Annotated in this window: 11 protein-coding genes, 6 tRNA genes and 3 rRNA genes; all 20 read left to right on the top strand. The window is 54.5% G+C overall.

Going from position 1 to position 18,962, the window contains the following annotated elements; all coding sequences use genetic code 11:
* The first annotated feature begins 4 nt into the window (after positions 1 to 4).
* A complete protein-coding gene (locus tag AC4LE2_RS18855) occupies positions 5 to 1,498 on the top strand; it encodes a CoA-acylating methylmalonate-semialdehyde dehydrogenase (RefSeq protein ID WP_491827367.1) in 1,494 nt (497 codons plus the stop codon).
* Between the two features lie 534 nt (positions 1,499 to 2,032).
* Positions 2,033 to 3,571, top strand: a 16S ribosomal RNA gene (locus AC4LE2_RS18850).
* An 84-nt stretch (positions 3,572 to 3,655) separates the two neighbouring features.
* Positions 3,656 to 3,732 (top strand) — tRNA-Ile (locus AC4LE2_RS18845).
* Between the two features lie 117 nt (positions 3,733 to 3,849).
* Positions 3,850 to 3,925 (top strand) — tRNA-Ala (locus AC4LE2_RS18840).
* 223 nt (positions 3,926 to 4,148) lie between these two features.
* Positions 4,149 to 7,036: ribosomal RNA gene (locus AC4LE2_RS18835) — 23S ribosomal RNA — on the top strand.
* Positions 7,037 to 7,151: 115 nt separating this feature from the next.
* Positions 7,152 to 7,267, top strand: a 5S ribosomal RNA gene (rrf, locus tag AC4LE2_RS18830).
* The 16S, 23S and 5S rRNA genes sit together here with 2 tRNA genes alongside, the layout of an rRNA operon.
* A 165-nt stretch (positions 7,268 to 7,432) precedes the next feature.
* Positions 7,433 to 8,392 carry a bifunctional biotin--[acetyl-CoA-carboxylase] ligase/biotin operon repressor BirA gene (gene birA / locus AC4LE2_RS18825; protein WP_491827365.1) on the top strand — a complete coding sequence of 320 codons (960 nt, stop codon included), beginning with the start codon at positions 7,433 to 7,435 and terminating at the stop codon, positions 8,390 to 8,392.
* Entirely contained in the window at positions 8,382 to 9,131 is a 750-nt protein-coding gene (locus AC4LE2_RS18820) for a pantothenate kinase (protein ID WP_491827363.1), read from the top strand. The genes birA and AC4LE2_RS18820 overlap by 11 nt, the downstream gene beginning before the upstream one ends.
* Before the next feature lie 450 nt (positions 9,132 to 9,581).
* Positions 9,582 to 9,666: transfer RNA gene (locus AC4LE2_RS18815), tRNA-Tyr, on the top strand.
* A gap of 24 nt (positions 9,667 to 9,690) precedes the next feature.
* Positions 9,691 to 9,764, top strand: a tRNA-Gly gene (locus AC4LE2_RS18810).
* A 26-nt stretch (positions 9,765 to 9,790) separates the two neighbouring features.
* Positions 9,791 to 9,866 (top strand) — tRNA-Thr (locus AC4LE2_RS18805).
* An 81-nt stretch (positions 9,867 to 9,947) separates the two neighbouring features.
* On the top strand, positions 9,948 to 11,141 hold the full coding sequence (gene tuf, locus AC4LE2_RS18800; protein ID WP_483830545.1) for an elongation factor Tu: 1,194 nt from the start codon (positions 9,948 to 9,950) through the stop codon (positions 11,139 to 11,141).
* Positions 11,142 to 11,194: 53 nt separating this feature from the next.
* Positions 11,195 to 11,270 (top strand) — tRNA-Trp (locus AC4LE2_RS18795).
* A 45-nt stretch (positions 11,271 to 11,315) separates the two neighbouring features.
* Positions 11,316 to 11,684 (top strand): preprotein translocase subunit SecE, encoded by a 369-nt coding sequence (secE, locus tag AC4LE2_RS18790; RefSeq protein WP_491827361.1) that lies wholly within the window; start codon positions 11,316 to 11,318, stop codon positions 11,682 to 11,684.
* A 9-nt stretch (positions 11,685 to 11,693) separates the two neighbouring features.
* The gene (gene nusG, locus AC4LE2_RS18785) at positions 11,694 to 12,227 is read left to right on the top strand and encodes a transcription termination/antitermination protein NusG (protein WP_491827359.1); all 534 of its coding nucleotides are present in this window, start codon (positions 11,694 to 11,696) and stop codon (positions 12,225 to 12,227) included.
* Between the two features lie 114 nt (positions 12,228 to 12,341).
* Positions 12,342 to 12,773 carry a 50S ribosomal protein L11 gene (rplK, locus tag AC4LE2_RS18780; RefSeq protein ID WP_225776110.1) on the top strand — a complete coding sequence of 144 codons (432 nt, stop codon included), beginning with the start codon at positions 12,342 to 12,344 and terminating at the stop codon, positions 12,771 to 12,773.
* Positions 12,773 to 13,468: a 50S ribosomal protein L1 gene (gene rplA / locus AC4LE2_RS18775; protein ID WP_491827357.1), complete on the top strand. Its 696-nt coding sequence runs from the start codon at positions 12,773 to 12,775 to the stop codon at positions 13,466 to 13,468. The genes rplK and rplA overlap by 1 nt, the downstream gene beginning before the upstream one ends.
* 200 nt (positions 13,469 to 13,668) lie before the next feature.
* Positions 13,669 to 14,169 carry a 50S ribosomal protein L10 gene (gene rplJ, locus AC4LE2_RS18770; protein WP_491827355.1) on the top strand — a complete coding sequence of 167 codons (501 nt, stop codon included), beginning with the start codon at positions 13,669 to 13,671 and terminating at the stop codon, positions 14,167 to 14,169.
* An 80-nt stretch (positions 14,170 to 14,249) separates the two neighbouring features.
* The gene (gene rplL / locus AC4LE2_RS18765) at positions 14,250 to 14,612 is read left to right on the top strand and encodes a 50S ribosomal protein L7/L12 (protein WP_491827353.1); all 363 of its coding nucleotides are present in this window, start codon (positions 14,250 to 14,252) and stop codon (positions 14,610 to 14,612) included.
* 218 nt (positions 14,613 to 14,830) lie between these two features.
* The gene (rpoB, locus tag AC4LE2_RS18760; RefSeq protein ID WP_491827351.1) at positions 14,831 to 18,904 is read left to right on the top strand and encodes a DNA-directed RNA polymerase subunit beta; all 4,074 of its coding nucleotides are present in this window, start codon (positions 14,831 to 14,833) and stop codon (positions 18,902 to 18,904) included.
* Positions 18,905 to 18,962: the final 58 nt, after the last annotated feature.

Raw genomic sequence — 18,962 nt, 5'->3', positions numbered from 1 at the left:
CCCAATGAATAGCATTCACCACTTGATTAATGGCGACTTGGTCTCTACAGGCGACCGTTTTGCCGAGGTCTTTAACCCGGCGACTGGCGCGGTAACTGGCCGTGTGCCTTTGGCTAATCAGGCAACCGTACAGTTGGCCATCGATGCAGCAGTGGCCGCGTTTCCTGCATGGCGGCGAACGCCGGCAGCGAAACGGGCGCAAGTCATGTTCCGCTTCAAGCAACTGCTGGAAGTCAACGAGACGACAATCGCAAGGCTTATCAGCGAAGAGCATGGCAAAACGCTGGAGGATGCCGCCGGTGAGTTGAAGCGCGGGATCGAGAACGTCGAGTTTGCGTGTGCGGCACCAGAGGTTTTGAAAGGCGAGTACAGCAGGAACGTAGGGCCTGACATCGACGCGTGGTCGGACTTCCAGCCCCTAGGCGTGGTTGCGGGCATTACTCCGTTCAACTTTCCAGCCATGGTGCCCTTGTGGATGTACCCCTTGGCCATTGCTTGCGGCAATTGCTTCATCCTTAAGCCTTCAGAGCGAGACCCTGGCGCTACCCTTTATATCGCGCAGTTGCTACAGAAAGCGGGCTTGCCAGCCGGTGTGATGAATGTGGTGCAGGGTGACAAGGTTGCCGTGGACGCGTTGCTCCACGCACCTGAAATCAAAGCCGTGAGCTTTGTGGGCTCTACACCCATCGCGGAGTACATCTATAAAGAAGGGGCTGCGCACGGTAAGCGTGTCCAAGCCTTGGGCGGTGCGAAGAACCATGCGGTATTGATGCCTGACGCGGATCTGGATAACGCGGTGAGCGCACTGATGGGCGCGGCCTATGGCTCCTGCGGTGAGCGCTGCATGGCGATCTCGGTCGCGGTGTGCGTAGGTGACCAGATAGCCGACGCGCTGATTGCCAAGCTAAGGCCACAGATCAAGGCGCTGAAAGTCGGGGCGGGCACAGAGTGCGGCTTGGACATGGGGCCGCTGGTCACTGCCCAGCACCGTGACAAGGTACGTGGTTATGTCGATGATGGCGTGCAAGCGGGCGCGGAACTTGTGGTCGATGGTCGCTCACTGCGCGTAGCAGGGCATGAAGACGGGTTTTTCCTGGGTGGTTGCCTGTTCGACCGAGTAACGCCTGACATGCGCATCTATAAAGAGGAGATCTTCGGTCCTGTGCTATGCATTGTACGGGTCGCCAGCCTCGAGGCCGCCATGGCATTGATCAACGCTCATGAGTACGGCAATGGCACCTGTATCTTCACCCGGGACGGGGAGGCGGCGTGGCTGTTCTGCGATGAGATCGAAGTAGGGATGGTAGGTGTGAATGTGCCTTTGCCCGTGCCAGTGGCCTACCATAGCTTTGGTGGATGGAAACGGTCCTTATTCGGCGACCTTCATGCTTACGGGCCTGACGGAGTACGCTTCTATACCCGGCGCAAGGCAATCACTCAACGGTGGCCCCAGCGAGCAAGCCATGAAGCGTCTCAATTCGCGTTTCCTAGCCTATAGTTAGGTTTCAAAGCAGCATTTAACCTAAATGAAACAAAAGGAGTTGACGCCCTTCCTAAACCCCTTATAATGCGCCCCAATTCCAGCGACAACGGAACGGCAAACTTCTTGGATATCAATGAGTTAGCGGTTTGGTAAGGCGGGAAGTGGCTTCGGTCTCCGGATCGAACGCGGTGAAAAAGGTGGTTGACAGCAGGTTGTAGTGCTGTAGAATTCGCCTCCCGCTTCGAGAGGTCCTGAAGCGGTCAAGTGGTTGAAGTTGAACGAGAAATTCTGAAACTTCAGAAATAAACGCTTGACAGGATGCAAGGTTAGCGTAGAATGCGCGCCTCGGTTGAAGCGAACAGCTCAACCACCGCTCTTTAACAAATGAATCAAGCAATTCGTGTGGGTGCTTGTGAGTTGGACTGATTGTCACAATGATTATCAGCATCACAAGTACTCAGACGAAGAAATTCGAATGAGTGGCTTCCTTCGGGAAGTCTTGCGATTGCTGAGCCAAGTTTAGGGTTTTCTCAAAACCCATGCAGTATTGAACTGAAGAGTTTGATCATGGCTCAGATTGAACGCTGGCGGCAGGCCTAACACATGCAAGTCGAGCGGCAGCACGGGAGCTTGCTCCTGGTGGCGAGCGGCGGACGGGTGAGTAATGCCTAGGAATCTGCCTGATAGTGGGGGATAACAACCGGAAACGGTTGCTAATACCGCATACGTCCTACGGGAGAAAGTGGGGGATCTTCGGACCTCACGCTATCAGATGAGCCTAGGTCGGATTAGCTAGTTGGTGGGGTAAAGGCCCACCAAGGCGACGATCCGTAACTGGTCTGAGAGGATGATCAGTCACACTGGAACTGAGACACGGTCCAGACTCCTACGGGAGGCAGCAGTGGGGAATATTGGACAATGGGCGAAAGCCTGATCCAGCCATGCCGCGTGTGTGAAGAAGGTCTTCGGATTGTAAAGCACTTTAAGTTGGGAGGAAGGGTCGTTACCTAATACGTAACGGTTTTGACGTTACCGACAGAATAAGCACCGGCTAACTCTGTGCCAGCAGCCGCGGTAATACAGAGGGTGCAAGCGTTAATCGGAATTACTGGGCGTAAAGCGCGCGTAGGTGGTTTGTCAAGTTGAATGTGAAATCCCCGGGCTCAACCTGGGAACTGCATCCAAAACTGGCAAGCTAGAGTATGGTAGAGGGTGGTGGAATTTCCTGTGTAGCGGTGAAATGCGTAGATATAGGAAGGAACATCAGTGGCGAAGGCGACCACCTGGACTGATACTGACACTGAGGTGCGAAAGCGTGGGGAGCAAACAGGATTAGATACCCTGGTAGTCCACGCCGTAAACGATGTCAACTAGCCGTTGGGCGCCTTGAGCGCTTAGTGGCGCAGCTAACGCATTAAGTTGACCGCCTGGGGAGTACGGCCGCAAGGTTAAAACTCAAATGAATTGACGGGGGCCCGCACAAGCGGTGGAGCATGTGGTTTAATTCGAAGCAACGCGAAGAACCTTACCAGGCCTTGACATCCAATGAACGCTTCAGAGATGAGGTGGTGCCTTCGGGAACATTGAGACAGGTGCTGCATGGCTGTCGTCAGCTCGTGTCGTGAGATGTTGGGTTAAGTCCCGTAACGAGCGCAACCCTTGTCCTTAGTTACCAGCACGTTAAGGTGGGCACTCTAAGGAGACTGCCGGTGACAAACCGGAGGAAGGTGGGGATGACGTCAAGTCATCATGGCCCTTACGGCCTGGGCTACACACGTGCTACAATGGTCGGTACAGAGGGTCGCCAAGTCGCGAGACGGAGCTAATCTCACAAAACCGATCGTAGTCCGGATCGCAGTCTGCAACTCGACTGCGTGAAGTCGGAATCGCTAGTAATCGCGAATCAGAACGTCGCGGTGAATACGTTCCCGGGCCTTGTACACACCGCCCGTCACACCATGGGAGTGGGTTGCACCAGAAGTAGCTAGTCTAACCTTCGGGAGGACGGTTACCACGGTGTGATTCATGACTGGGGTGAAGTCGTAACAAGGTAGCCGTAGGGGAACCTGCGGCTGGATCACCTCCTTAATCGACGACACAGCCGCCCATAAGCACCCACACGAATTGCTTGATTCACTGTAAAGACGATTAAGTGATGCATGCCCTGATATTGGGTCTGTAGCTCAGTTGGTTAGAGCGCACCCCTGATAAGGGTGAGGTCGGCAGTTCGAATCTGCCCAGACCCACCAGTTTTGGCTGGTCAGATGCAGAGCGCGCCCCATGCTCCTGGATAAAGAGCGGTGAGGTGGCTTTTCTGCAGTTCGAATCTGCCCAGACCCACCAGTTTTTTTGGTTGGCATTATTGCGGGGCCATAGCTCAGCTGGGAGAGCGCCTGCCTTGCACGCAGGAGGTCAGCGGTTCGATCCCGCTTGGCTCCACCACCTTCACTGTTTGAAAGCTTAGAAATGAGCATTCCCTCACGCACCTCAGGTGCCGGGGCCTGAATGTTGATTTCTGGTCTTTTCCAGAATCGTTCTTTAAAAATTTGGGTATGTGATAGAAAGATAGACTGTTCAGACCAGTTTCACTGCTGGTGTGATCAGGCTAAGGTAAAGCGAATGTTGTTCTTCACACCTGTACTCCCCAGATTGCTTGGGGTTATATGGTCAAGTGAATAAGCGCATACGGTGGATGCCTTGGCAGTCAGAGGCGATGAAAGACGTGGTAGCCTGCGATAAGCTTCGGGGAGTCGGCAAACAGACTTTGATCCGGAGATCTCTGAATGGGGGAACCCACCCAGCACAAGCTGGGTATCTTGTACTCAATACATAGGTGCAAGAGGCGAACCAGGGGAACTGAAACATCTAAGTACCCTGAGGAAAAGAAATCAACCGAGATTCCCTTAGTAGTGGCGAGCGAACGGGGACCAGCCCTTAAGTTGATTTGAGATTAGCGGAACGCTCTGGAAAGTGCGGCCATAGTGGGTGATAGCCCTGTACGCGAAAATCTCTTGTCAATGAAATCGAGTAGGACGGAGCACGAGAAACTTTGTCTGAATATGGGGGGACCATCCTCCAAGGCTAAATACTACTGACTGACCGATAGTGAACCAGTACCGTGAGGGAAAGGCGAAAAGAACCCCGGAGAGGGGAGTGAAATAGAACCTGAAACCGTATGCGTACAAGCAGTGGGAGCAGACTTGTTCTGTGACTGCGTACCTTTTGTATAATGGGTCAGCGACTTATTTTCAGTGGCAAGCTTAACCGAATAGGGGAGGCGTAGCGAAAGCGAGTCTTAATAGGGCGTCTAGTCGCTGGGAATAGACCCGAAACCGGGCGATCTATCCATGGGCAGGTTGAAGGTTGGGTAACACTAACTGGAGGACCGAACCGACTACCGTTGAAAAGTTAGCGGATGACCTGTGGATCGGAGTGAAAGGCTAATCAAGCTCGGAGATAGCTGGTTCTCCTCGAAAGCTATTTAGGTAGCGCCTCATGTATCACTGTAGGGGGTAGAGCACTGTTTCGGCTAGGGGGTCATCCCGACTTACCAAACCGATGCAAACTCCGAATACCTACAAGTGCCGAGCATGGGAGACACACGGCGGGTGCTAACGTCCGTCGTGAAAAGGGAAACAACCCAGACCGTCAGCTAAGGTCCCAAAATCTTGGTTAAGTGGGAAACGATGTGGGAAGGCTTAGACAGCTAGGAGGTTGGCTTAGAAGCAGCCACCCTTTAAAGAAAGCGTAATAGCTCACTAGTCGAGTCGGCCTGCGCGGAAGATGTAACGGGGCTCAAACCAGGTACCGAAGCTACGGGTGTCACGCAAGTGACGCGGTAGAGGAGCGTTCTGTAAGCCTGTGAAGGTCAGTTGAGAAGCTGGCTGGAGGTATCAGAAGTGCGAATGCTGACATGAGTAACGACAATGCGAGTGAAAAACTCGCACGCCGAAAAACCAAGGTTTCCTGCGCAACGTTAATCGACGCAGGGTTAGTCGGTCCCTAAGGCGAGGCTGAAAAGCGTAGTCGATGGAAAACAGGTTAATATTCCTGTACTTCTGGTTATTGCGATGGAGGGACGGAGAAGGCTAGGCCAGCTTGGCGTTGGTTGTCCAAGTTTAAGGTGGTAGGCTGAGATCTTAGGTAAATCCGGGATCTTAAGGCCGAGAGCTGATGACGAGTGTCTCAGGACACGAAGTGGTCGATGCCATGCTTCCAGGAAAAGCTTCTAAGCTTCAGGTAACCAGGAACCGTACCCCAAACCGACACAGGTGGTTGGGTAGAGAATACCAAGGCGCTTGAGAGAACTCGGGTGAAGGAACTAGGCAAAATGGCACCGTAACTTCGGGAGAAGGTGCGCCGGCGAAGGTGAAGGGTTTACCCCGTAAGCCTATGCCGGTCGAAGATACCAGGCCGCTGCGACTGTTTATTAAAAACACAGCACTCTGCAAACACGAAAGTGGACGTATAGGGTGTGACGCCTGCCCGGTGCCGGAAGGTTAATTGATGGGGTTAGCGCAAGCGAAGCTCTTGATCGAAGCCCCGGTAAACGGCGGCCGTAACTATAACGGTCCTAAGGTAGCGAAATTCCTTGTCGGGTAAGTTCCGACCTGCACGAATGGCGTAACGATGGCGGCGCTGTCTCCACCCGAGACTCAGTGAAATTGAAATCGCTGTGAAGATGCAGTGTATCCGCGGCTAGACGGAAAGACCCCGTGAACCTTTACTATAGCTTTGCACTGGACTTTGAGCTTGCTTGTGTAGGATAGGTGGGAGGCTTTGAAGCGTGGACGCCAGTCTGCGTGGAGCCAACCTTGAAATACCACCCTGGCAACCTTGAGGTTCTAACTCAGGTCCGTTATCCGGATCGAGGACAGTGTATGGTGGGTAGTTTGACTGGGGCGGTCTCCTCCCAAAGAGTAACGGAGGAGTACGAAGGTGCGCTCAGACCGGTCGGAAATCGGTCGTAGAGTATAAAGGCAAAAGCGCGCTTGACTGCGAGACAGACACGTCGAGCAGGTACGAAAGTAGGTCTTAGTGATCCGGTGGTTCTGTATGGAAGGGCCATCGCTCAACGGATAAAAGGTACTCCGGGGATAACAGGCTGATACCGCCCAAGAGTTCATATCGACGGCGGTGTTTGGCACCTCGATGTCGGCTCATCACATCCTGGGGCTGAAGCCGGTCCCAAGGGTATGGCTGTTCGCCATTTAAAGTGGTACGCGAGCTGGGTTTAGAACGTCGTGAGACAGTTCGGTCCCTATCTGCCGTGGACGTTTGAGATTTGAGAGGGGCTGCTCCTAGTACGAGAGGACCGGAGTGGACGAACCTCTGGTGTTCCGGTTGTCACGCCAGTGGCATTGCCGGGTAGCTATGTTCGGAAGAGATAACCGCTGAAAGCATCTAAGCGGGAAACTTGCCTCAAGATGAGATCTCACTGGAGCCTTGAGCTCCCTGAAGGGCCGTCGAAGACTACGACGTTGATAGGTGGGGTGTGTAAGCGCTGTGAGGCGTTGAGCTAACCCATACTAATTGCCCGTGAGGCTTGACCATATAACACCCAAGCAATCTGCCAATGGCAGCGCGCAGGGGTGAAGACACACCAGACGCTTGCACACTCACATACCCAGATTCGCCACGACGTGTACGCGCCGCGGCTACCGAATTTCTTGACGACCATAGAGCATTGGAACCACCTGATCCCTTCCCGAACTCAGCAGTGAAACGATGCATCGCCGATGGTAGTGTGGGGTTTCCCCATGTGAGAGTAGGTCATCGTCAAGATTCACACCCAAAACCCCTGATCGCACTGCGGTCAGGGGTTTTGTTTTTTACGGCTGAATAGATTGCTTGGCTTCCCCTGTATATCTGTCTCAAGTCAGATCCACGTTCTATGCAACCCCTAGTGCCGTCGTTATCATGCGGGCCTCATGTTAGGCGAGTAACCCAATGTCCAGGCTGTTAACCCTATTGCAAGATGGTCAGTTTCATTCCGGTGAAGATCTAGGGCGGGCGCTGGGAATAAGCCGTAGCGCAGTCTGGAAGCAACTCCAGCTGCTGGAAGACGATTTAGGCCTAGAGGTGCATAAAGTTCGCGGACGCGGTTACTGTTTAGCGGCCCCACTGTCCCTATTAGACCTTGAACAGCTGAACCCTCGCCTTGCAGCCTTAGGGTGGGCGGTCGAGCTGCACCACATATTGGACTCTACCAATGCGCAAGCATTGCGGGCAGTCTCGCAAGGCATAGCCCAGCCGTCGCTGATCCTGGCGGAGCGTCAGGATGCAGGCCGGGGTCGGCGAGGTAGAGCGTGGTTCAGCCCTTATGCCGCCAACCTTTATTACAGCTTGATCATCCCTGTACAGGGGGGGATTAGGCGGCTGGATGGATTAAGTCTCGTGGCCGGTATGGCTGTGGTCACATGCCTACGGTTGCATGGCGTACCCGATGCAATGCTGAAATGGCCAAACGATGTGGTGGTACGAGGTCAGAAGATTGCCGGCATTCTTTTAGAGCTGGTAGGCGATCCTGTCGAGCAATGCCATGTGGTACTTGGGATAGGTATCAATGCCAATATGCGTACAGCGGAAGGTATAGACCAGCCTTGGACATCGCTCTATCTGTTGACACACAAATTGGCAGACCGCACCGCATTAGCCATATCCCTCAGCCAGGCACTCGCTGAGTACTTGGCGCGGCTTGAAACACTAGGGTTTCCAGGGCTGCGTGATGAATGGGAGGCGTTACATGCATGGCAGGGGCAAGCCGTAGACTTGATATCAGGCACACAGGTGACGCAAGGAATCGTGTTAGGCGTCACGGAACAAGGTGCATTAAGGCTTGAAGTTGAAGGCGCTGAGCGACACTACAGTGGCGGAGAGCTGAGCCTGAGGTTGCATAATGATTCTTGAGCTCGATTGCGGTAACAGCTTCATAAAGTGGCGTATGGTTAGCGCCGAAGGCAGGGAAGTACGCGCTGGCGGTGTAGTGGGCTCGGACGAGGAACTGCTCGCTCAGTTAGCCGCATCGTCGGTGACAGGCTTGAAGCACTGCCGCCTGGTCAGTGTGCGATCCGAGGAAGAGACTCAACAGCTAACTCAGGCCCTAAAGCAAGCATTGGGATTAATGTGTCACCGCGCTCAACCAGCGAAGGCACAGGCAGGAGTTACCAACGGCTATGAAGACTTCGACCGATTGGGCCTCGATCGCTGGGTCGCGGTGCTGGGCGCATTCGAGTTAGCTAAACGCGCCTGCGTTGTGGTCGACCTTGGTACAGCCATAACCTCTGACTTCGTTAGTGCACAAGGGGAGCATTTGGGAGGGTTTATCTGCCCAGGGCTCGGCTTGATGCGCAATCAGCTGCGTACTCACACTCGCCGTATTCGGTACGATGATTATTCCGCCGGGCAGGCCATCGCTACATTACGCCCGGGCCGCTCTACCGTCGAGGCTGTGGAGCGAGGCTGTCTATTGATGTTGCGTGGTTTCGTTGCCACACAGCTTGAGCAGGCCTCGCTCTACTGGGGAGACGACTACGCCGCCTTCCTGACAGGTGGGGATGCATCACTTATAAGCGCTGCCTTCCCAGGCGTGAAGGTTGTGCCCGACCTGGTATTCAAGGGCTTGGCAATTGCCTGCCCACTGACGTGAGGTCTGATCCATGCGCTGGTTGTTTCTGCTCCTTCTGGTACTCAATGGCTGCTATCTCATATGGAACCTGCAAGATTCACCGGTAAGGGCAAAGGACATCACAGCCGCTGCCGCTGGGGCAAAGGGGAGTCATGACATCCAGCTGCTAAATGAGGCAGGTAACCCGCCAAATACCAGGGACGCGGCGCCATAGCCTAGCTGTAATGTCTATGGGTGAGTAAGGCATTCCTCGATATCCAGTGTTTAAAGATCTAACTAACAGTATCAATGACTTGAAGCTAAAATTAATCCGTACTCAGGCATTGCAACGGTTCAGCGCTTTGAATAGAATGGCGCCCGCTCAGCAAGGTTGGTGACTTAAAGAGCCCTGTCGGAACAGCTAACCTCAAGATTTTAATGAGAAAAGCTTGACAGGAAGGACGGCAGAGTAGAAAATGCCGCCCACGTTCAGGAGGGGTTCCCGAGCGGCCAAAGGGATCAGACTGTAAATCTGACGTCTACGACTTCGAAGGTTCGAATCCTTCCCCCTCCACCAGTTTTAGCGAGAGCTGCAAGCTCCGCGGGTATAGTTTAGTGGTAGAACCTCAGCCTTCCAAGCTGATGATGCGGGTTCGATTCCCGCTACCCGCTCCACGTTTGCTGCTATTGCACGGTTGTATGCTCTTGTAGCTCAGTTGGTAGAGCACACCCTTGGTAAGGGTGAGGTCAGCGGTTCAAATCCGCTCAAGAGCTCCATTTTAGAGGCAGATATGAAAATATCTGCCTTTGTTTTATAGATTGTTTGTCTAGCTAAATTCTTCTGCGGGGGGTGGTCAGATGGCGAAGGAAAAATTCGAACGTAACAAGCCGCACGTCAACGTTGGCACCATCGGTCACGTTGACCACGGTAAAACCACTCTGACTGCTGCTCTGACCCGTGTCTGCTCCGAAGTCTTCGGTTCGGCCAAGGTTGACTTCGACAAGATTGACAGCGCCCCGGAAGAGAAGGCTCGTGGTATCACCATCAACACCGCACACGTCGAGTACGACTCGGCTGTTCGTCACTACGCTCACGTTGACTGCCCAGGTCACGCTGACTATGTGAAGAACATGATCACCGGTGCTGCGCAGATGGATGGGGCGATCCTGGTATGCTCGGCCGCTGATGGTCCGATGCCTCAGACTCGTGAACACATCCTGTTGTCCCGTCAGGTAGGCGTTCCCTACATCGTCGTGTTCCTGAACAAGGCTGACATGGTAGATGACGCTGAGCTGCTGGAACTGGTTGAGATGGAAGTGCGTGACCTGCTCAGCACCTACGATTTTCCAGGCGATGACACCCCGATCATCATCGGTTCGGCGTTGATGGCCCTGAATGGCCAAGATGATAACGAGATGGGCACTACGGCTGTGAAGAAGCTGGTGGAGACCCTCGACAGCTACATTCCTGAGCCTGAGCGTGCTATCGACAAGCCGTTCCTGATGCCAATCGAAGACGTGTTCTCGATCTCTGGTCGCGGTACTGTTGTGACCGGCCGTGTTGAGCGTGGCATCGTCAAGATCCAGGAAGAAGTTGAGATTGTGGGCCTGCGTCCAACTCAGAAAACAACCTGCACTGGCGTTGAAATGTTCCGCAAGCTGCTGGATGAAGGTCGTGCAGGCGAGAACTGCGGCGTGCTGCTGCGCGGAACCAAGCGTGACGACGTTGAGCGTGGCCAAGTTCTGGTCAAGCCAGGCACCGTCAAGCCGCACACCAAGTTCACTGCTGAAGTGTACGTACTGTCCAAGGAAGAAGGGGGTCGTCACACGCCATTCTTCAAAGGCTACCGTCCACAGTTCTACTTCCGGACCACCGACGTGACCGGTAACTGCGAACTGCCGGAAGGCGTTGAAATGGTAATGCCAGGCGATAACATTCAGATGACTGTTACCCTGATCAAAACCATCGCAATGGAAGACGGTCTGCGCTTCGCAATTCGTGAAGGCGGTCGTACCGTTGGCGCTGGCGTTGTTGCCAAAGTCATCGAGTAAGTAGTTGTAATCTCTCCATCAGGCCGGCATAATGGTCGGCCTGATTCAGTTTTAGGTCAGTAGCTCAATTGGCAGAGCGACGGTCTCCAAAACCGTAGGTTGGGGGTTCGATTCCCTCCTGACCTGCCAGATTCACTTCGGTGTCTGGCTTTCTTTTAACAGGATTTCTCCAAAATGATGCCGAAGGCCGAAGCCTCTGACGCCCGTTTCGATCTCCTTAAGTGGTTGGTCGTTGTTGCATTGGTCGTAGTGGGGGTTGTCGGTAATCAGTATTACTCGGCGACTCCAGTCCTGTACCGTGTGCTTGCGCTGATCGTGTTGGCGGCCGTTGCCGCTTACGTCGCGCTTCAGACGGTCAAGGGCAAATCTTTTTTTGTCCTGGCAAAAGAAGCTCGCACCGAAATCCGTAAAGTCGTTTGGCCAACGCGCCAAGAGACTGCGCAGACAACCATGATTGTAGTGGCTGTCGTTCTGGTAATGGCCTTGCTGCTGTGGGGGCTTGATTCCCTCCTTGGCTGGCTTGTTTCCCTGATTGTAGGCTAAAGGTGTCTCGTGGCTAAGCGTTGGTACGTTGTGCATGCTTACTCGGGTTACGAGAAGCACGTCATGCGCTCTTTGACAGAGCGTGTCAAAAACGCCGAAATGGAAGAACAGTTTGGCGAGATTCTTGTTCCTACCGAAGAAGTGGTAGAAATGCGGAACGGCCAGAAGCGCAAAAGTGAGCGCAAGTTTTTCCCCGGTTATGTACTGGTCCAGATGGACATGAACGAAGGCACTTGGCATCTTGTCAAGGACACTCCTCGCGTTCTGGGCTTCATTGGTGGCACAGCAGACAAGCCTGCACCTATCACTGACAAAGAAGCTGAAGCTATCCTGCGTCGCGTCGCTGATGGCAGTGATAAGCCCAAACCTAAGACTCTGTTCGAGCCAGGTGAGGTCGTTCGCGTAACCGACGGTCCATTCGCTGATTTCAATGGCGCTGTCGAAGAAGTTAACTACGAGAAAAGCCGACTGCAGGTTGCGGTCCTTATTTTCGGCCGCTCTACCCCGGTGGAGCTGGAGTTCAGTCAGGTCGAAAAGGTCTGATTGAAGACGCGTCCCATACCCCGCAGGCGTAAGCTGCGGGGTTTTGTCGTCATCGGGATAAAACGTAAGCAGATGGGGAGCCGTAAGGCGCTTGTACCCAAATTGGAGTAGCTCATGGCTAAAAAAATCACGGCTTATATCAAGCTGCAAGTAAAGGCCGCACAGGCCAATCCAAGCCCGCCCGTTGGTCCAGCACTGGGTCAGCACGGCGTGAACATCATGGAATTCTGCAAAGCGTTCAACGCCCGTACTCAGGGCATGGAACCAGGTTTGCCGACGCCTGTGATCATCACGGTCTACAGTGACCGTAGCTTCACGTTCGAAACCAAAAGTACGCCAGCATCAGTGTTGCTGAAGAAAGCAGCAGGCCTTACCAGTGGTTCGGCACGTCCGAACACTGTCAAGGTAGGCACAGTGACTCGGGCACAGCTCGAAGACATCGCTAAAGCCAAGAATGCTGATCTGACCGCTGCCAGCCTCGATGCCGCCGTGCGTACCATCGCTGGCTCCGCTCGCAGCATGGGTCTGAATGTGGAGGGTGTGTAATGGCTAAGCAAACCAAGCGTCAAAAAGCAATGGCTTCGAAGATTGAAGCAGGCAAGGCGTATAGCTTTGAAGACGCAGCTAATCTGTTGGCTGAGCTGTCCACCGTGAAATTCAGCGAGTCAGTAGACGTCGCGGTTAACCTGGGCGTTGACCCACGTAAATCCGACCAGGTCGTGCGTAGCGCAACCGTCCTGCCTCACGGCACCGGTAAAACTGTGCGCGTTGCCGTATTTACTCAGGGTCCTGCCGCTGAGGCCGCATTGGCTGCCGGCGCAGACCGTGTAGGTATGGATGACCTGGCTGCCGAAATGAAAGGCGGCGACCTGAACTATGACGTAGTGATTGCATCCCCGGATGCCATGCGCGTAGTGGGTCAGTTGGGTCAGGTTCTTGGTCCGCGCGGCCTGATGCCTAACCCGAAAGTGGGTACCGTAACGCCAGACGTAGCTACTGCCGTGAAAAACGCCAAAGCTGGTCAGGTTCGTTATCGCACCGATAAAAACGGTATTATTCATACCTCCGTTGGCAAGGTTGGCTTTGAAGCCGTCAAGCTGAAGGAAAACGTCGAAGCCCTGATCGCTGACCTCAAGCGTATCAAGCCTGCTTCCTCAAAAGGTATCTACGTCAAGCGCGTTACCTTGAGCACCACCATGGGCCCAGGCCTGGTGATCGATCAGGGTTCGCTGGACGCGTAACACCACAGCGGGCATGCCTTGGCGTGCCTGTATGTAGAAAATTGGGGTCCCTGCCTGACGGGGGCTATCCAAGACCGTAGGCGGCATTTGTCTTAAACCACAAGCCTACGCAGATGGTGCTCCCGATTCCTTACCGAATCAGACACCAAAACGACATCTGATCTTGATCGGATGAAACGGTAAAAACCAGGAGTAAACCCGTGGCAATTAAACTCGAAGACAAGAAGGCCATCGTCGCTGAAGTCAACGAGGCTGCCAAAGCTGCTCTGTCCGCTGTCGTGGCTGATGCCCGTGGTGTGACTGTAAGCGCTATGACCGGACTCCGTAAAGAGGCCCGCGAAGCTGGCGTTTACGTGCGTGTCGTACGTAACACCCTGCTGCGCCGTGCTGTTGAAGGTACTGACTACAGTATTCTCAACGACGCGTTCAAAGGCCCGACCCTGATTGCATTCTCCACTGAGCACCCGGGCGCTGCTGCTCGTCTGTTCAAAGAGTTTTCCAAGGGTCAGGACAAGTTCGAAATCAAGGCAGCTGCGTTCGAGGGCAAGTACCTCGCAGCAAACCAGATCGACGTGTTGGCTTCGCTGCCAACCCGCGACGAGGCGATCTCTCAGCTGATGAGCGTGATTCAAGGCGCTACCAGCAAGTTGGCTCGTACTCTGGCGGCTATTCGCGACCAGAAAGAAGCAACCGCAGCCTAACCCTGCGCAAGCCCTTTCAAAATCATATGTTTAATTTGATGGCTGCGTAGGCTGTCACCCCAATACAGGAATTCATAGTCATGTCTCTGACTAACGAGCAAATCATCGAAGCAATCGGCCAGAAAACCGTTCTGGAAGTTGTTGAGCTGATCAAAGCAATGGAAGAAACCTTCGGTGTTACCGCTGCTGCCGCCTCTGCTGGCCCAGCTGCTGCCGCCGCTGTTGAAGAAGAGCAAACCGAATTCACCGTTAAACTGGTCGAAGCCGGCGAGAAGAAAGTAAACGTCATCAAGGCTGTACGTGAAGCCACCGGTCTGGGTCTGAAAGAAGCCAAGGCTGTCGTTGATGACCTGGGCGTTGTAAAAGAAAACGCTTCGAAAGAAGAAGCTGCTGCTCTGAAGAAGTCTCTGGAAGACGCTGGCGCCAAAGTCGAAGTCAAGTAACTTCGATTTTGCCTCCGCAGCCCGAGCGTCAAGCAGAAGGCTGATGGCTGGTGGCTTATGCCACCGGCCTTTTTCCGTTACTGGCTGTTGCTACAACGTCTGTAACACGCGGTACTCCACCCCGCCGGGGGTGTAGCAGACCAAGGGGTCTGCAAGATTTTCTGGCTACTCCCGCCGGGAGAGGCCAAACAAGCAGGTGACCAAGCTGGGGAACGCTGATGGCTTACTCATACACTGAGAAAAAACGTATCCGCAAGGACTTTAGCAAGTTGCCGGACGTCATGGATGTGCCTTACCTCCTGGCCATCCAGCTGGATTCCTATCGGGAATTCTTGCAGGCGGGAGTGACCAAGGATCAGTTCCGCGACGTCGGTCTGCATGCGGCCTTCAAATCGGTTTTCCCGATCATCAGCTACTCCGGCAACGCTGCCCTGGAGTACGTTGGTTATCGCCTGGGCGAGCCCGCGTTCGACGTGAAGGAGTGCGTGCTTCGTGGCGTGACCTTCGCAGTTCCATTGCGGGTCAAGGTGCGCCTGATCATCTTCGACAAAGAGTCCTCGAACAAAGCGATCAAAGACATCAAGGAACAAGAAGTCTACATGGGTGAAATCCCCCTGATGACTGAAAACGGTACCTTCGTCATCAACGGTACTGAGCGAGTAATCGTTTCCCAACTGCACCGTTCGCCTGGCGTCTTCTTTGACCACGACCGTGGCAAGACCCACAGCTCGGGCAAGCTGCTGTATTCGGCTCGCATCATTCCGTACCGCGGTTCCTGGTTGGACTTCGAGTTCGATCCGAAGGACTGCGTATTCGTCCGTATCGACCGCCGTCGCAAACTGCCGGCTTCAGTACTGCTACGCGCGCTTGGCTACACCACTGAAGAAGTGTTGAATGCGTTCTACACCACCAACATCTTCCATGTGAAGGGTGAGAACCTTAGCCTTGAGTTGGTGCCACAGCGCCTGCGCGGTGAAATTGCCTCCATGGATATCACCGACCAGGATGGCAAGGTGATTGTCGAGCAGGGTCGCCGTATCACCGCTCGCCATATCAATCAGATTGAAAAGGCAGGCATCAAGGATCTTGAAGTTCCTCTGGACTACATGATTGGCCGTACCACTGCCAAGGCAATTGTGCACCCGGCTACTGGTGAAATCATCGCTGAGTGCAATACCGAGCTAACCACGGAAATGCTTGTAAAGATTGCCAAGGCTCAGGTCGTTCGCATCGAAACGCTGTACACCAACGATATCGACTGCGGCCCGTTCATTTCCGATACCTTGAAGATCGACTCCACCAGCAATCAGCTGGAAGCCTTGGTAGAAATTTATCGGATGATGCGCCCAGGCGAGCCGCCTACCAAGGACGCTGCCGAAACATTGTTCAACAACCTGTTCTTCAGTGCTGAGCGTTACGACCTGTCTGCAGTCGGCCGCATGAAGTTCAACCGTCGTATCGGTCGTACCGAGATCGAAGGTTCAGGCGTGCTGAGCAAGGATGACATCGTTGCGGTCCTCAAGACCCTGGTCGACATCCGTAACGGTAAAGGGATCGTCGATGACATCGACCACCTGGGCAACCGTCGCGTACGTTGCGTAGGCGAAATGGCTGAAAACCAGTTCCGCGTGGGCTTGGTGCGGGTGGAGCGTGCCGTCAAGGAACGCCTGTCCATGGCTGAAAGCGAAGGCTTGATGCCTCAGGACCTTATCAACGCCAAGCCAGTGGCTGCGGCGGTGAAGGAGTTCTTCGGTTCCAGCCAGTTGTCTCAGTTCATGGACCAGAACAACCCGCTGTCGGAGATTACCCACAAGCGCCGTGTTTCCGCACTGGGCCCAGGCGGTCTTACGCGTGAGCGCGCAGGTTTCGAGGTACGTGACGTACACCCGACCCATTACGGCCGTGTATGCCCGATCGAAACGCCTGAAGGTCCGAACATCGGCTTGATCAACTCCTTGGCAGCGTACGCCCGTACCAACCAGTACGGCTTCCTTGAGAGCCCGTACCGTGTGGTTAAAGAGGGTGTGGTCACCGATGAGATCGTGTTCCTCTCCGCTATCGAAGAAGCCGACCATGTGATTGCGCAGGCTTCGGCAGCCATGAACGAGCAGAAGCAGTTGGTGGACGAGTTGGTGGCGGTCCGTCACTTGAACGAATTCACCGTGAAGGCGCCCGAAGACGTCACCCTGATGGACGTGTCGCCCAAGCAGGTTGTGTCGGTGGCCGCATCGCTGATTCCGTTCTTGGAACACGACGACGCCAACCGCGCGCTGATGGGTTCCAACATGCAGCGTCAGGCAGTACCAACGCTGCGTTCCGACAAGCCTCTGGTAGGCACCGGTATGGAACGTAACGTGGCGCGCGATTCCGGCGTTTGCGTTGTCGCACGCCGTGGCGGCGTGATCGATTCGGTAGATGCAAGCCGTATCGTGGTACGTGTTGCCAACGATGAGGTTGAAACCGGCGAAGCTGGTGTGGATATCTACAACCTGACCAAGTACACCCGCTCCAACCAAAACACTTGCATCAACCAGCGCCCGTTGGTTAATCGCGGTGACAAGGTTGAGCGCGGCGATATCATGGCGGATGGCCCGTCCACCGACATGGGTGAACTGGCGCTGGGTCAGAACATGCGCATCGCTTTCATGGCGTGGAACGGCTTCAACTTCGAAGATTCGATCTGCCTGTCTGAACGCGTGGTGCAGGAAGACCGTTTCACCACGATCCACATCCAGGAACTCACCTGTGTGGCACGTGACACCAAGCTTGGCCCAGAGGAAATCACCGCTGACATCCCGAACGTGGGAGAAGCAGCGCTGAACAAGCTGGACGAAGCCGGTATCGTGTACGTAGGTGCTGAAGTGGGCGCTGGCGACATCTTGGTCGGCAAGGTCACGCCAAAAGGCGAAACCCAGCTAACGCCGGAAGAAAAGCTGCTGCGTGCAATCTTCGGTGAGAAGGCTAGCGACGTTAAAGATACCTCCCTGCGCGTACCTACTGGTACCAAGGGTACTGTCATTGACGTTCAGGTCTTCACCCGTGATGGCGTTGAGCGTGATGCTCGTGCACTGTCCATCGAGAAGAGCCAGCTCGACCAGATCCGCAAGGATTTGAACGAAGAGTTTCGGATCGTCGAAGGTGCTACGTTCGAGCGTCTGCGTCATGCGCTGGTAGGGCAGGTGGTTGACGGCGGTGCTGGCCTGAAGAAAGGCGCTGAGTTGACTGACGAGGTACTGGACGGATTGGAGCATGGGCAGTGGTTCAAACTGCGCATGAACGAAGACGCGCTCAATGAACAGCTGGAGAAAGCCCAGCAGTACATCGTAGACCGTCGCCGTCTTCTGGATGACAAGTTCGAAGACAAGAAGCGCAAACTGCAGCAGGGCGATGACCTGGCGCCAGGCGTTCTGAAGATCGTGAAGGTGTACTTGGCAATCCGTCGTCGCATCCAGCCGGGCGACAAGATGGCCGGTCGTCACGGTAACAAGGGTGTTGTCTCGGTGATCATGCCGGTCGAAGACATGCCGCACGACGCCCACGGTACGCCAGTGGACGTGGTACTGAACCCGTTGGGTGTACCGTCGCGTATGAACGTCGGCCAGATCCTTGAAACCCACTTGGGCCTTGCAGCCAAAGGCTTGGGCGAGAAGATCAACCGCATGCTCGAAGAGCAGCGTAAGGTTGCAGACCTCCGCGGTTTTCTGAACGAGATCTATAATGAGATCGGCGGGCGCCACGAGAGCATCGACGAACTCTCGGATGAAGAAGTACTGGCTCTGGCCAAGAACCTGAAAGCCGGTGTTCCTATGGCTACTCCAGTATTCGATGGGGCCAAGGAAAGCGAAATCAAATCGATGCTCAAGCTTGCTGACATGCCCGAAAGCGGCCAGATGCAGCTGTTCGATGGTCGTACCGGTAACAAGTTCGAGCGCCCTGTGACGGTCGGTTACATGTACATGCTGAAGTTGAACCACTTGGTGGACGACAAGATGCATGCACGTTCCACCGGTTCTTACAGTCTGGTCACTCAGCAACCGTTGGGCGGTAAGGCTCAGTTCGGTGGCCAGCGTTTCGGGGAGATGGAGGTGTGGGCGCTGGAAGCGTATGGCGCGGCCTACACGCTGCAGGAAATGCTCACCGTGAAGTCGGACGACGTGAATGGCCGTACCAAGATGTACAAGAACATCGTGGACGGCGATCACCGTATGGAGCCGGGCATGCCCGAATCCTTCAACGTGTTGATCAAAGAAATTCGTTCGCTCGGTATCGATATCGATCTGGAAACCGAATAACACGCGACGTGAATGGGAGTGGGGGCTAACCCCCACTTCCTGCTCCGCCAGGAGGAAA

The organism is Pseudomonas sp. 9.3L, assembly GCF_058536285.1.
Note: the sequence above shows the minus strand (reverse complement) of the source record. Positions and strands in the feature narration are given on the sequence as shown.

Excerpts from the sequence above, each read along its gene's own strand:
- birA (WP_491827365.1), top strand. The coding sequence starts at position 7,433 with ATGTCCAGGCTGTTAACCCTATTGCAAGATGGTCAGTTTCATTCCGGT.
- rplK (WP_225776110.1), top strand. The coding sequence starts at position 12,342 with ATGGCTAAAAAAATCACGGCTTATATCAAGCTGCAAGTAAAGGCCGCA.
- rplA (WP_491827357.1), top strand. The coding sequence starts at position 12,773 with ATGGCTAAGCAAACCAAGCGTCAAAAAGCAATGGCTTCGAAGATTGAA.
- rpoB (WP_491827351.1), top strand. The coding sequence starts at position 14,831 with ATGGCTTACTCATACACTGAGAAAAAACGTATCCGCAAGGACTTTAGC.
- rplL (WP_491827353.1), top strand. The coding sequence starts at position 14,250 with ATGTCTCTGACTAACGAGCAAATCATCGAAGCAATCGGCCAGAAAACC.
- AC4LE2_RS18820 (WP_491827363.1), top strand. The coding sequence starts at position 8,382 with ATGATTCTTGAGCTCGATTGCGGTAACAGCTTCATAAAGTGGCGTATG.
- tuf (WP_483830545.1), top strand. The coding sequence starts at position 9,948 with ATGGCGAAGGAAAAATTCGAACGTAACAAGCCGCACGTCAACGTTGGC.
- secE (WP_491827361.1), top strand. The coding sequence starts at position 11,316 with ATGATGCCGAAGGCCGAAGCCTCTGACGCCCGTTTCGATCTCCTTAAG.
- AC4LE2_RS18855 (WP_491827367.1), top strand. The coding sequence starts at position 5 with ATGAATAGCATTCACCACTTGATTAATGGCGACTTGGTCTCTACAGGC.